At 63.1% G+C, this 12,600-nt stretch carries 13 protein-coding genes; 7 read left to right on the top strand and 6 right to left on the bottom strand.

The features are described 5' to 3' along the window. Nucleotides 1–78: 78 nt before the first annotated feature. From FXB40_RS44690 to FXB40_RS44670, 5 genes are all read right to left on the bottom strand, one after another. Entirely contained in the window at nucleotides 79–729 is a 651-nt protein-coding gene (locus FXB40_RS44690) for a hypothetical protein (RefSeq protein WP_148778608.1), read from the bottom strand. A 150-nt stretch (nucleotides 730–879) separates the two neighbouring features. Next, entirely contained in the window at nucleotides 880–1,635 is a 756-nt protein-coding gene (locus FXB40_RS44685) for a helix-turn-helix domain-containing protein (RefSeq protein ID WP_187437564.1), read from the bottom strand. A gap of 215 nt (nucleotides 1,636–1,850) precedes the next feature. Continuing rightward, complete coding sequence (locus tag FXB40_RS44680; RefSeq protein WP_148778606.1) at nucleotides 1,851–3,500, bottom strand: hypothetical protein; 1,650 nt, start codon at nucleotides 3,498–3,500, stop codon at nucleotides 1,851–1,853. A 20-nt stretch (nucleotides 3,501–3,520) separates the two neighbouring features. Beyond that, a complete protein-coding gene (locus FXB40_RS44675; RefSeq protein ID WP_187437565.1) occupies nucleotides 3,521–4,966 on the bottom strand; it encodes a glycosyltransferase in 1,446 nt (481 codons plus the stop codon). A gap of 191 nt (nucleotides 4,967–5,157) precedes the next feature. Further along, nucleotides 5,158–6,171, bottom strand: coding sequence for an acyltransferase family protein (locus FXB40_RS44670; RefSeq protein WP_187437563.1), 1,014 nt, complete (start codon nucleotides 6,169–6,171; stop codon nucleotides 5,158–5,160). A gap of 404 nt (nucleotides 6,172–6,575) precedes the next feature. On the opposite strand from FXB40_RS44670, the gene FXB40_RS44665 reads away from it, so the two are divergent. The 7 genes from FXB40_RS44665 (at nucleotide 6,576) to FXB40_RS44635 (ending at nucleotide 12,281) form a co-directional block, all read left to right on the top strand. Next, the gene (locus FXB40_RS44665) at nucleotides 6,576–7,118 is read left to right on the top strand and encodes a hypothetical protein (protein ID WP_246208340.1); all 543 of its coding nucleotides are present in this window, start codon (nucleotides 6,576–6,578) and stop codon (nucleotides 7,116–7,118) included. A gap of 115 nt (nucleotides 7,119–7,233) precedes the next feature. Beyond that, the gene (locus FXB40_RS44660; protein WP_148778603.1) at nucleotides 7,234–7,440 is read left to right on the top strand and encodes a hypothetical protein; all 207 of its coding nucleotides are present in this window, start codon (nucleotides 7,234–7,236) and stop codon (nucleotides 7,438–7,440) included. A 197-nt stretch (nucleotides 7,441–7,637) separates the two neighbouring features. After that, complete coding sequence (locus tag FXB40_RS44655) at nucleotides 7,638–8,264, top strand: PilZ domain-containing protein (RefSeq protein WP_148778602.1); 627 nt, start codon at nucleotides 7,638–7,640, stop codon at nucleotides 8,262–8,264. A gap of 130 nt (nucleotides 8,265–8,394) precedes the next feature. Further along, nucleotides 8,395–8,652 carry a hypothetical protein gene (locus tag FXB40_RS44650; RefSeq protein ID WP_148778601.1) on the top strand — a complete coding sequence of 86 codons (258 nt, stop codon included), beginning with the start codon at nucleotides 8,395–8,397 and terminating at the stop codon, nucleotides 8,650–8,652. A gap of 619 nt (nucleotides 8,653–9,271) precedes the next feature. Then, nucleotides 9,272–10,312, top strand: a complete 1,041-nt coding sequence (locus FXB40_RS44645) for a PrsW family glutamic-type intramembrane protease (protein ID WP_148778600.1) — start codon at nucleotides 9,272–9,274, stop codon at nucleotides 10,310–10,312. 69 nt (nucleotides 10,313–10,381) lie between these two features. After that, a complete protein-coding gene (locus tag FXB40_RS44640; RefSeq protein ID WP_148778599.1) occupies nucleotides 10,382–10,960 on the top strand; it encodes an HdeD family acid-resistance protein in 579 nt (192 codons plus the stop codon). 235 nt (nucleotides 10,961–11,195) lie between these two features. Continuing rightward, entirely contained in the window at nucleotides 11,196–12,281 is a 1,086-nt protein-coding gene (locus FXB40_RS44635; protein WP_148778598.1) for a 3-deoxy-7-phosphoheptulonate synthase, read from the top strand. Between the two features lie 63 nt (nucleotides 12,282–12,344). On the opposite strand, the gene FXB40_RS44630 is transcribed toward FXB40_RS44635, so the two are convergent. Further along, nucleotides 12,345–12,599 carry a hypothetical protein gene (locus FXB40_RS44630; protein WP_148778597.1) on the bottom strand — a complete coding sequence of 85 codons (255 nt, stop codon included), beginning with the start codon at nucleotides 12,597–12,599 and terminating at the stop codon, nucleotides 12,345–12,347. Nucleotide 12,600: the final 1 nt, after the last annotated feature.

The following is a 12,600-nucleotide window of genomic DNA, read 5'->3' as shown; positions in this document are numbered from 1 at the left end:
AAGTTTGGGACGCGCATGAGCCTGACGCTGCTGATCGGGCGCGGCTTATTGCCGTCGTAGCGCGTCTGCGTCGGCCCTTTATAATGCCGAGTTGTCCGCTTCTCGCTTCTCCGCCTCCCGCTCCGCCTTTGCCCTCGCGTGCGCTGCCTTGCTCCGCTCGCTGTTGGCTCGCCGGATTGCTTCCCGGTTCCGCATCAGTTCCTCCAGCGTTGGGAGCGTTGTCGGCTTCTCGTCTTCGGCAACCAGCACCGTCTCATGCTCCTCCAGCCACTGGCACAGCTCGGCGCGCTCTTTCGCGGACCTGTGGCTGTAGGTGTCCTCATGAATGGCGAACCGGAATTTGTTGAACAACGCCTTCTTCATGAAGCCCTTGCGTGTCTTGATCACGCGGTCTGATTCTTCCAGCCGCTTCTTGTATTCCGGCAGCATCTGCTCCATCCACGCCGCGACCTCGGCTTGGACCCGCCGCCTGATTTCCCCCTCGAACCGCTTCTCCTGCTGGCGCATGAATATCTCGGCCTGCTCGCGGCCCGTCTTGGTCGAGATCATGTCCAACGTCATGGCTGGCTTGGGCTTGGCGCCGAGTGCGGCCTCCAGCTCCCTAACCCGTTTGCGCAGCGCGTTTACCTCCGCACCTTGCGACGGTGCCGCCCCGTTACGTAACGCCTCCATTTCTGCGGCCCGCTTGGCACGATGGCGCGCCTGTCGCGCGGCATTGCTGAGGCCCATGGCGATCTCCTTTCCGTTACGTAACGGACTTGTCCGTTACGTCCGAGACTACCGTTATGTAACGGCGGCCAATTCTGACCCGCGTCTGACCGCCCGGCGCACCACCAAGCAGGGCTTCGCCGCTTACCCACGGTTGGTTGCCGCGCCCGGTCACGCTTTGCCCATCCGGGCTGCCGCAATTGCAAGTCCGAGTGCTTCATCCGTGAGTGCGCCAGTCCGCTCAAGTTCCGTGAGACGGTCGCGCTCAGTTTCAGGCAGGTCGCCAAATATGTTCCAGCCGCCCGTCAGGCGCATCGCAATGCGGTTCTGGAGAACTTCGGGACGCTCGCGCTGCGGCTCCGGATCGCGAAGCGCGCCCATCAGGGTGCGCGGTAGCGAGCGATCCGGCCCATCTTCTTCGACATTATCTGCGTCTATAGTTCTGGATAGTTCATCAGATAGTTTGTGGGCCGTAGGCTTCACCCCTTCCGTGCATTCCGCTTCACCCCTATCGGCCTTTTCTTCACTGGCGTGTCCTTCTTCACCGGTGCAACAAACTGCACCCGTACCTTTCATTCTGAACTCGTAGTTGTTGGTGTTGTCCTTTGAACCTCCCCGCGTGCCTCGGACAATTAGCCATGGATCAGCTCCAGCCTTGAGCTCCCCGATTGCTTTGATCACGGTTCGCCTCGACCGACCGATTGCCAACGCGATCTTGGCTAGCGAGGGATTGCACCGGCCAGTCGTGCTATTTCGGAACGTGATAAGCAACGCGTCCGCTACCAATTTAGCCGTCGATGTGAGCGAAGGATCAGCCATAATCGCGCGCCTGATCCGGTAGTGAATTGGTTCGGGTTTTGAACGCAGCATTGCGAGGGTGTGACGACCCTCTTGATCACGTAACGCTCCAGCTTTACTCTTACTCATGATCGCCTCTCTCATAGGCGGCACTAGCGCGTGACCCCGGAGCCGCTCAAACGGTTGCCGGGGTTTTATTTTGACAAGCCAGAGTTAGGGTTGGGGAAGCCCGAAGAAAGCTATGGCAAAGCAATAGAAGTCGCCTTCCCCAACATCATTGCTAACTCATTGATGTTGCAGAAAACGGCGGCTCCGCTAGGGAGCGCCACACAGCCCCCGTCCCCTCACCGTTCGCGCAGGAAGCTGCCCTGCACCTTCGCGCAGGCGAGCCCGACGGTATAGACGTGGATCCCCTCGATCACGCAATGGTCCGGATGGAGCGCCAGCAGTCCGATCGACGTGTCCTCGTTCAGCTCCCACGGTGAGCGCACGATGATGCAGGGGTAGTCGGCGGCGAGCTTGGCGTAGCTGGTGGGGCGAAAATTGTTCTTCAGGACATGCGTGTAGGTGTTGTGGTCCAGCAGCGCGACCGTGAAGGCGCGCGCATAGGCAACGGAGAACCTCTCCCGCATCGCCTGGTCGCCCCAGAGCTGCAAGGTCATGTCCCAACCGTGGTTCATGTCGTTCTCCGGCGCGCCCACGAACATGCCGGAGACGTTGGCGCACGCGGGACCGGCCGCGACCACGGCCTGCGAGAGCCTCGCCCCGATCGCATTCGCGCGCGAGGTTTGCAGCGCGACAGCGCGGGCGTCGATCAGCGTCACGGCAGCCGTCACGGCACATAGACCGCCCGCCAGCAGGCTCAGCGCTGCCGACGGGATCGCCGGGACCAGACGCCTGATCTGCACCACGACCAGGACAAGGACACCGCCCATCAGGGCCCACGATGCCATCATGTAATGCAGCGCGAAGTGCTTCGACGTCGCCACGAGGTACGCCGCAAAGACCACGACGGCGGCACTGAGCGTCAGTGTGACCGGATCGCGCCAGTCCCGCGTCTTGATGCACCAGGCGAGCGCCGCAGCGGCGGCTGCGACGTAGGTGCCCGCCGCGAGCGGCACGGCCGCGATGATCTCGCGCATGTTCGACCAGAACGTCGCGAAGTCGATGAATCCGGTCTCGCCCTCGCCGTAATGGCCCTTGTGGGTTGCGATCTGCACCAGCCATCCGAACCCGCGCGTGATCGTGCCGGGATTGAAGATCAGACTGAAGCCAACGAAGCCGATCGCCCCGGTGATCAAGGCGGCGACGAACGCCCGCCTATTTCTGAGCAGGCACACGGCGAACAGCGCCTGCGGCAGATAGAGATATTTGGTCGCGAACCCGAGCGCGAAAATCAATCCTGATACGACACCGAGGCTTGTCGACGGCGGACGCTCGTCGAGCGCAGCCTTGAGCACGATCGCCATGCCGAACAGCGCGATCCCGACCATGAGGCTTTCCGGAGCGAGCACCGTCTGAAAGTGAAACGCATCGGGATGAACGAACGCTCCCGCCTGAAACAGCATCGCGGCAATGGCGCTGCGCGTTGTCCGGCCGACGATGAGCCCGCCCGCCAGCAACGCACCCGAGAGCACCAGCGCTTCGCACGTCCGCGCCGCGCATGTGATCGCATCGTAGTGCTTGAGCCCGAACGCGACGATATCATCGGGCCGGGCGACCAAGGCCCAGCCCCTGATGACCAGCTCGACGAGCAGCGTCGTCGTCGTTCCCGGATGATCGAACTTCAGCGAACCATAGCCGGCGGCCGCTACCAGCCCGTTCATGGTGTAGGCCGATTCCGGATCGACCTGGACGCCCCAGACCGCCTGCCAGGCCGAATAGAGCAACGTCGCCGCCAGATACAATGACGGCACGACGAGAATCAGCGATGTTCTGACCCTCCCGCTCGCGCGCGTGTCAGGAAAACCGCAATCGGCTGACATCATCGTCATCGAACCGTGGCTTCCACGGCCTAGATCGCCTTGATCTTGAGAAAGGCGAAAGCCACCATCTTCAGCAACATCCAGCCATGGCGAAACCTCGATATCTGGGTCTCGCCATAGGTGCGCGCGGCGTAGCGGATCGGAAGGTCCACCGATTTCAGATTGAGCTTCGAGGCGCCGAAGATCAGGTCGAAATCGCCGAACGGATCGAAATCGCCGAAATAGGCCTTGCCGGCTTTCAGGCGCTGATAGTCGCTGCGGCGCAGAACCTTGGTGCCGCACAGCGTATCCGTATAGCGCTGATTGAGCAGCCAGGAGAATAGATAGGAAAAGATCTTGTTGGCGATCAGGTTGAGGAAACGCATCGCGCCGTCGTCCATCGGATAGACCAGACGCGAGCCGTTGACGAACTCGCCCTTGCCCGACAGCAGCGCCTCGACGAATTTCGGAATCTGCTCCGGCGGCATGGTCAGGTCGGCGTCAAGAATGATCAGCAAGTCACCGCGCGCCGCGTCGAACGCGGTGAAAACGGCGTCGGCTTTGCCCTTGCCCGGCTGGCGCATCACCTTGATGTCCCTGGCAGGATACGCCTGCTTGACCCGCTCCATCTCCTCGAAGGTGCCGTCCTGGCTGTGGCCTTCGATGAAGATGATCTCGATGTCGCCGCAGAAGTCGGGCATTCGCAGGACAGCCGGCTCGATATTGCCGCGCTCGTTACGCGCGGGGACGACGACAGTAGCCGAGCAAAACTCCTCCTTTGCCCTGCGGCTCGAGCGCGCGACCATATAGTGCCGCAGCGCCACCTGGCGGATTCCCGGCAGCACGCTGACGAAACGATTGAGGAAGCGCCCGAGCCCGAACATCCGTACCGGCGAGAGCACGCGTTGCTCGGACTTCACCGGATCGAAATCCGCAAGCCTCGCCAGGCTGCGCAAGTCGGACGGCGACAGCACGTTCTGATCCGGCTGCGGCATCCGCAGGCCGAGGAGCTCGGCGAATTTCAGCACGGGGTACCAGAGATGCGAGAAGTAACCGATCACCAGTCGCGTATCCCGCGTGCACAGCGGATGCAGCTGGGCGATGAACTTCTGGCAATCCTCCAGCGAACCGATCGTATCGAGCACGAGGATATAGTCGAACGGACCTTGCAGCGCTTCCAGCGTCGCGGGGTCCTCGGCATCGCCTTCGACGAAATTGAGATCGGGGTGGCGCTGCCGCGCGATCCCGATGTGCTTGCGGCAAAAATCTATTCCGACGCCATGTGATGGCGCGAGGCTCGCGAGCGTGTCGCCGACGCCGCATCCGATCTCGAGGACGCGACTTCCCGCCGGGATCAAGAACCGGAGATAGCGTTCATCCTCGTCGTGAAAAAAGCTGTTCTTCTCGCGCCAGGCGACGCGGTCCGTGGCGACACGGTCGGCGTGATCGAGGATGCCTGCTTTTCGCGGAGACAGGCAGCCAGAGATGACGGTCATGTCCATGACAAGACGCAGGCCTCGTCCAGCCTGCTCGAACGATGATCTATCGCGACATCAGACACCGCAGCGCGAGGCGCCGCAGACACAAAAATACACATAAAAACAGTCCCCCCGAACCCGTAGCTACTCAAGCGCAACTGCAGCGGGACTTCAACAGGAACGTCATCCGGCGGGCCAGAAATTCGTCTTCAGGTCGTCGTCAAAACCTCACGTCGCCGGTCGCGCCATTTTCGGCTTATCGCGATGAACGGCTCTTCGATGAACCGCCGGGATATCCACGCCATCGGCGTGGTCAACAGCACCCCGATGACAATGCTCAACAGGATCGACAGCATGGGCCAGCCATCGATGGCGCTGATGCGGACCGCAACGCTCAAGCCGATCATGTGGAAGAGATAGAAGCTGTAGGATATCCTGCCGTAGAAGCCGATCACCGGCTGATCCAGCCAACGAAAGCCGCGCTGCCGATCCCCAAACGCGATCAGCGCAACCAGCAACCCGGATGAACAGGCTTCGAGCAGGATGATCGGCGCGGTTTGCTTCTGCAGACCGCAATAGAGGAACAGGACACCAGCCACAACAGCGACCACCATCTGTCGACCGCCGATACCTTCCACGAGGCGGCGTCCCGAGAAGTGCAGCGCCACGCCAAGCACAAAAGCGTACAAGGGCGCGAGGTTCGTGTAGCCGCCGAGCAGGTGCGCATATGAACCGATGAACGACAGCCCGAATAGCACCGCGATCGCCGCCATCAGGACGCGCAAGCCAAACCGCCGGCCACCCAGGAAAGCCAGAATGATGACCGGTGTTGCGAAGCACTCCACCGTCATCGACCACATCGGCCCATTGATGTCGTGCCGGATCATCAGGGCGTTCAACATCACGTTGAAGGGCGAAAAATCGGGCCCGAAGCCCAGATAGAACCCGAATGCCTCGTGCAGCGCGACCAGCAGCAATACGACCGCAATCGCAGCTGGAAACAGCCGCAGAATCCTGTGACGCAGGAATACCGCGATGTCGTCGTTCCGAGCCAGCGAGCGCGACAGCACAAAGCCGCTCAGCACGAAGAACAGCACCACCGGCGCCATGCCTGTGACATAGGTGTCGGTGAAGCGTCCGCACGCATGGTAGCCGACGACAGAAACCGCAGCCAGGCCGCGCAACGACTCAAGTCTAGGCAGGAATTCGAGTTTTTGAACCACGGTCGTCCTGACATCCGAGGTCTGGATTTCGGACAGCTTTTTGATCTTGCAGCATCCGCGTTCGCACTTAGCCACAACACGGCGCGTCGTGGCAATCTATTGAAGTGAGTCCGCGCGGGGCCGGCCTTGATCGCTCGGGAAACCGGGCAGCCGGGCGATGCGCCGGCAGAATCCGCCCGCCCGGCATGAACCTCCCTGGCCCTCACCTCCGACCAATGTCCGAAGGAACCGCCTCGCCCACCGCGATGGCGTCACGTCTTGAAGGACCGGGGTCGGCCTATGGAGCAACGCAAATCGCCTGCGCACGGCCAGTCCGGCGCCCCGCCGGCTGCGACCACGCCCCTGCCTGGATGCAGCGCACGGCACTGTATTCGCCGGACCGACGCGCCAAAATGCTGGAGCACATGGCGCGCGCCAGATCGGTGCCGCAGCGCCACGCCGCGAAGGCAACGAAGCCCTCGCGCATGAGCGGCGGGGACATTCTTCGCGACGCCTATGGCTACGCCGTCCTGTCAGCCATCATCGCGTTCTCTTTGCAATCGCGCGTGCCGTTTTACCTCGGGGCGTTCATCTTCCTGACTGACGGCGAGCGCATCGAAAGCGCGCTCGCAACGATCGGGATCCGGTTCGAGCCGGGAGCGATCGGGCCCGAGATCGTCAAGGGCTTCGTCTCCCTGTTCGGATGGTTCGCGCTGCTCGTGTCGTTGCGGGACGTCGTTCCCGGCTGGCTCGCGGCATGGATGCCGCCGGCCGAACCGTCCTGGTCTCTCATCGCCGGCATTGCCCTCGCAGTCGTCATCGTCGAAGCGCTCGCGACACGCGCGATGCGGCGCGCATTGCAATGGCTCGGATTGGAGATCAGGTGGGACAGCCTGACCTGGAAGGTCATCAAGCTCGCCCTGGCCATTGGTGCGCTGGCTTTGCTCGCGCTGCACGGGCCTGCCTGAACGCCGCCGTTCGGTCGGGTGAAGAAACCCGCGTCAGGTCTCCGTAAGCCGGTCGAGCTAGTTTCAAAGCGCCCGATTCACAGACCCAGCAGGTGGCGTTGCCACGCGGTGAGACATGAGCTCCTTGGAGCAGGCGAAGCTGCGACAGATCGCGATCGTGTCGCGCGCGCTGGCACGACAGGACGGCATCGACTATCGGCAAACCTCGAGGGACGAGCGGCACCAGTACCGGCGCGAGGCGATCATCACGCTGCTCGGCAACTGGACCCTCGATGACATCCGCCTCGCCGACGGCATCATCGCCAAGTGCCGGAACGGCTGAAGCGGCCGCGGTCGCAATGACATGGTTGTGAATGCGCCCGCCCGACAACCGGGACGTTTTGCCGCTTGCCCCGTCACATTACCGACCTGCCCATTTACCGGAAATTTACCCCTGCTCCTGAGTGCCGGTATCATTTGCTTAGAATTTGATCGCTACCGTGGAATTACGGAAACAATCAGAAGCACGATCTGGCACCCATGTCCGTCGCAGAGTTCCTCAGGCAGCGTGCAGTGGAAGTGCACGTGAGCGGCAGCTATTCGCTGCATCGCTGGTACGATTGCGATGGCAAGCTGCGAAACTTCGCCTGCCGCACCAAGCGCGTCTCGCCCTTCCGCATGATCGTGGACGTGCCGGTCGTCGGCAAGATCGGCGAGCGCGTAACCTCCTACTTCCAGGATTTCGGCGAATTCCAGTGCACCATCAGCGCGACGCTGAAATCGGGCTTCCTGATGGAGCTCGACATGACCCGGGCCCGCCGCGCCTGGATGTCGGAAAAGCTGACCTGGCTCGAAAAGAAGCAGAAGGACGACAGCATCCAGGAGCTGCGCCGTGACGCGCGCTTCGTTCCGCAGGCCGCGCACACATTCCTGACGGTTGCCGACGGCAGCACCCATCCCTGCTTCATCATCGACGTCTCCACGGCCGGCGTCGCGATCTCCTGCGAATACGACCCGCCGATCGGGACCCCGCTTGCGGTCGGCGCATGCGTTGGACGCGTCATCCGCAAGTTCGACAATGGCTTTGCAGTGAAGTTCACCGACAAGCAGCAGCGGGACGACCTCGTCCGCCTGGTTGTGCGCCAGGCCGCGCCGCAGCCGGCCTGAAGCCGGCCAAACCAATCCGTATTGCTGCCCTATCTCGGCCCCATTGCGGGATCAGCTTTTGCGGGTCCGTGCCGCGTGCCGGGCTTCATTTGCAGACTTTCCATTTGCAGACTTGCGATCGGGGGACCGGATGGCAGTCGAGAAGATCAGAGTTGATAAGATCACCTGGGACAGGGTCGGCCGGGTCACGGAGCCCGGACGCTACATCTACACGTTCGGCTGGCTCACGATTACGGCCGGCGATCTCGATATCTGGAAGCAGTACCCGCAAGCCGCCTTCACGCTGCTCGCCCACCATTCCGAGCCAGACGAGGCCGTCGGCGAGGAATTCCACCTTGGGGCCTTCGACATCAGGCCCGACGCTCCACCGCCGTTCACCACCCATTGAGGGCGGAAGGGGCGCGGGCCCTGCTTGCGGGCACTGGCGATTCGAACCGGAGCAAGCAGGGCCCGGTGTGAGACGCCGTTGCGCAGCGCGCAGGCCTTCCCGGGAACGCATGGCATGCGCGTTGCTTAGTCAACGCCATGATCCATATCCTTCCCGCCGACCAGGCCTTCCTGATGCTGCTCATCGTCTCGTGCCTTGGCACGTGCCTCATACGCGCCATCTGGGAGCTCGAGCAGGTGCGAGCCCGACGAATGGCGTCGCCGCCCCGCGGACGCACAACGAAGCGTGATTAGGCGGTCCAGCTGGCCCGCGCGTTGTCCGAACGAGGCTCATCCCGCCTCTGGACTCGCCGCCAGCGCACGTGCATCGTCAATCGAAGAAACCTGCACATTGCCTTGATCTGACTTATCGATCGCGATTCCCTGACAGGCGCGCAGCCCGTTACAGTCGACGACGAGGTGGCTCTGTCATGCAATTGATTGCGCTCGTATTCTACACTTAGCGGTCCTGATGAACGCCAGCTGTCGCGCTTGTTAAGCAACCGGACAGCAGGCGCATGACAGATGGTCGCGTCGGGACACGTAGATAAGCGGACCAAGGGAACCTATTTTCGGCGCCGATGTATCTGATTGAAGCGTTACCCACCGTCATCGGAACGGCCGCCATCGCCCCGGCGCTGCTGATGCTGTGGCTTGTCATTGCCGCCGAGGAGCGCCCCGGGCCGCCGGCCCAGGTCTGGACCGCGTTCCTGCTTGGCGCGGCCAGCATCTCGCTGCTGGGTCTCGCCCGGGCCCCATTCGCCAAGATGGTCGCGGCGCCCGACAATCCCTGGGCGGCGCTCGCCATGCATTCGGTCTTCGGCGTCGCGCTGCCCGAGGAAGCCGTGAAGGTGATCGCCATCGTGCTGATCTCCTCGACCAAGCGGCGGACCTTCGCCAACCCCATGGACACCGTGGTCTATGGCGCCGCCGTCGGCCTCGGCTTCGCGGCTTACGAAAACCTCGCCTATCTGGTCCAGCACGCCGAGATGTGGCGGTCGCTGGCGGCGCTGCGCAGCGTTCTCACCGTGCCGTTCCACGGCGCGCTCGGCATCATCGCAGGCGCCTATCTCACGATCGCACGCGCCGGCACGGCGCTGGGCGCAAACCGCCATCACCGCGACTGGGCCCGTCTCTCCAGCCGGCTCCTGATTTTCGCAGGCCCGCTCGCACTGCACTCGGCGTTCGACTTCCCACTGCTCACGCTCCAGCGCATGCCGGATCTCGATCCGACAATCCGGATGTGGCTGGGCGGCGCAAGCCTGCTGATCGGCTTCAGCTCGATCGCCTTCGCCATGCGCCTGGTGCGGCGCGTGGCGCGCCACCACGCGCCCCGCACCGATATCGCGCGGGAGCGGCTCAGCCAGCTGCGCCGGATGTGGGCGCTGTGGCTTGCCGGCGGCGGCGTCGGCTTCCTCGGCCTCGCCTTCGTGCTGACCTCGATCCACCACTGGCTGATCAACCCCGAGCGCAATTTGACGCTGGCCCTGATCCCGATCGGCTTCGTCTCGATCCTGCTCGGCCTTGCGCTGCTGGTCGTCACGACCGCGATCTACGTTCTCGGCCGCAACCGCATCCGCACCAGTGGCGAGGGTTTTTCGTCAGCGCACGGCGGCGGTTGATCCGCGGGATGGCAAGCGTGGCGTGTGCGTACTAGATTGTGCTCACATCCTTCGATCCGGAGCTTGCCGATGACATCGCCCGAAGAGTTTTCACGGCTGCAATCCGCGATGAGCCAGGCGGTGAAGGCGCATTGGAAGGCCTTTCTGTTCGAAGGCATTTTGCTCGCCGTTCTCGGCATCGCCGCGCTGATCCTGCCGCCGCTCGCAAGCCTCGCCATCACGATCTTTCTCGGCTGGATGTTCCTGGTCAGCGGCATCGGCGGATTGATCGTGACCTATTGGGCGCGCGCCACGCCGGGCTTCTGGTGGTCGCTGATCTCTGCGGCGCTGGCCGTGCTCGCCGGCATGCTGCTGTTGGCCCGCCCGATGCAGGCCGTGCTGACGCTGACCATCGTGCTCGGCGCCTACTTCCTCGCCGAGGGCGTCACCACCATCATGTATGCGCTGGAGCACCGCCGCGAGCTGAGCGGCCGCTGGTCGTGGCTGCTGATCTCGGGCCTTGTCGACATCGCGATCTCATTCATGGTGATCACGGGACTGCCGAGCACGGCGGAATGGGCCATCGGCGTGCTGGTCGGCATCAACCTGTTGTTTGGCGGCGCCACCCTGATCGGCATGGCCCTGGCGGCGCGCAAAAGCAACACCTGAGGCGCCTCGTCGCGCTCTGCGCCGTTTTGGGGGGTGACAACCCGCCAACGGCGCGCTATATGACCGACCATGATCACCGTCGCCACCAGCTTCTATTGGTACTTTAGCTACGACAGCTCGCTGGCGGCAGGAGGATCGCGCTCAATCTGAAATATTGAAGCAAACGTCCGAACAGCCGCCAGACCTGGCGGCTTTTTTATTGGCCGGCAGGTTCTCAAAATGACAGGAGCCCGCCGTGCTGAGCACGACCGACGATCTTCGTATCCGCGAACTGAAAGAGCTGAGCACGCCTGAGGACGTGATGCGGGAGGTCCCGCGCACCCTCACGGCCACCCGTGTGGTGATGGCGGCGCGCAACGCCATCCATGCCATCCTCAACGGCCAGGACGATCGCCTGCTGGTGGTGGTCGGCCCCTGCTCGGTGCATGATCCCAAAGCCGCGCTCGAATATGCCGAGCGCCTCGCCGCCTTGCGCGAAGAGCTCTCCGACCAGCTCGAGATCGTGATGCGGGTCTATTTCGAGAAGCCGCGCACCACGGTCGGCTGGAAGGGCCTGATCAACGACCCGGATCTGGACGGCAGCTTCGACATCAACAAGGGCCTGCGGCTCGCACGCAACGTGCTCTCGGCCATCAACAATCTGGGCCTGCCCGCCGGCGCAGAATTTCTGGACATGACGACGCCGCAATACATCGCCGATCTCGTGTCCTGGGCTGCGATCGGCGCGCGCACGACCGAGAGCCAGATCCATCGCGAGCTGGCCTCGGGGCTGTCCTGCCCGGTCGGGTTCAAGAACGGTACCGATGGCAATGTGCGCATCGCAGCCGACGCGGTGAAGTCGGCCTCGCATCCGCATCATTTCATGGCGGTGACGAAGCTCGGCCGCTCCGCGATCGCCTCGACCGCGGGCAACGAGGACTGCCACATCATCCTGCGCGGCGGTGCCAAGCCGAACTACGATGCTGCAAGTGTCGCGTCGGCCTGCAACGATCTGGCGAAATCCGGCGTCGCGCCGCTGGTGATGGTGGATGCGAGCCACGCCAATTCGAGCAAGAATCCGGAGAACCAGCCGCTGGTCACGGCCGATATCGCCGGCCAGATCTCGGGCGGCGAGAACCGCATCATGGGCGTGATGATCGAGAGCAATCTCGTCGCCGGCCGCCAGGACGTGGTGCCGGGCAAGCCGCTGACCTACGGCCAGAGCATCACCGACGGATGCATTGATTGGGCAACGACGGCAACCGTGCTCGGGCAGCTCGCCGATGCGGTCGAGATCCGGCGTAACGCCGCGCGCGCTGGACTGCACGAGCGCTCCGCTTAAGCGGGGCAACAGGTGGGCGGGGCGATGCTGTTCGCGTCCTGCCCACCGCGCAGCAGTTGCGGCCTAGCAGCCGCGGCAGATGCTCTTGATCTTCTTGTCGAGCTGAGCGTCTTCCTTGTTCACGGGATTGTTCGGATCGCTCAGATTCTTCTCGTTCGGCACGTCGCCGGCGCGCGGCTGGCGATGACCGATCGGCGCCTGCGGCAACGTTCCCGACGTGGCGCCGCCTGACGTCGATGATCCCTTGGTCCCGGTCTGCGCAATCGCCGCGCCACCGAGCAAGACCACGAGCGATGCTGCCACCATGATCTTCTTCATA

The organism is Bradyrhizobium rifense (genome assembly GCF_008123425.1).
GTDB lineage: Bacteria > Pseudomonadota > Alphaproteobacteria > Rhizobiales > Xanthobacteraceae > Bradyrhizobium > Bradyrhizobium rifense.
Note: the sequence above shows the minus strand (reverse complement) of the source record. Positions and strands in the feature narration are given on the sequence as shown.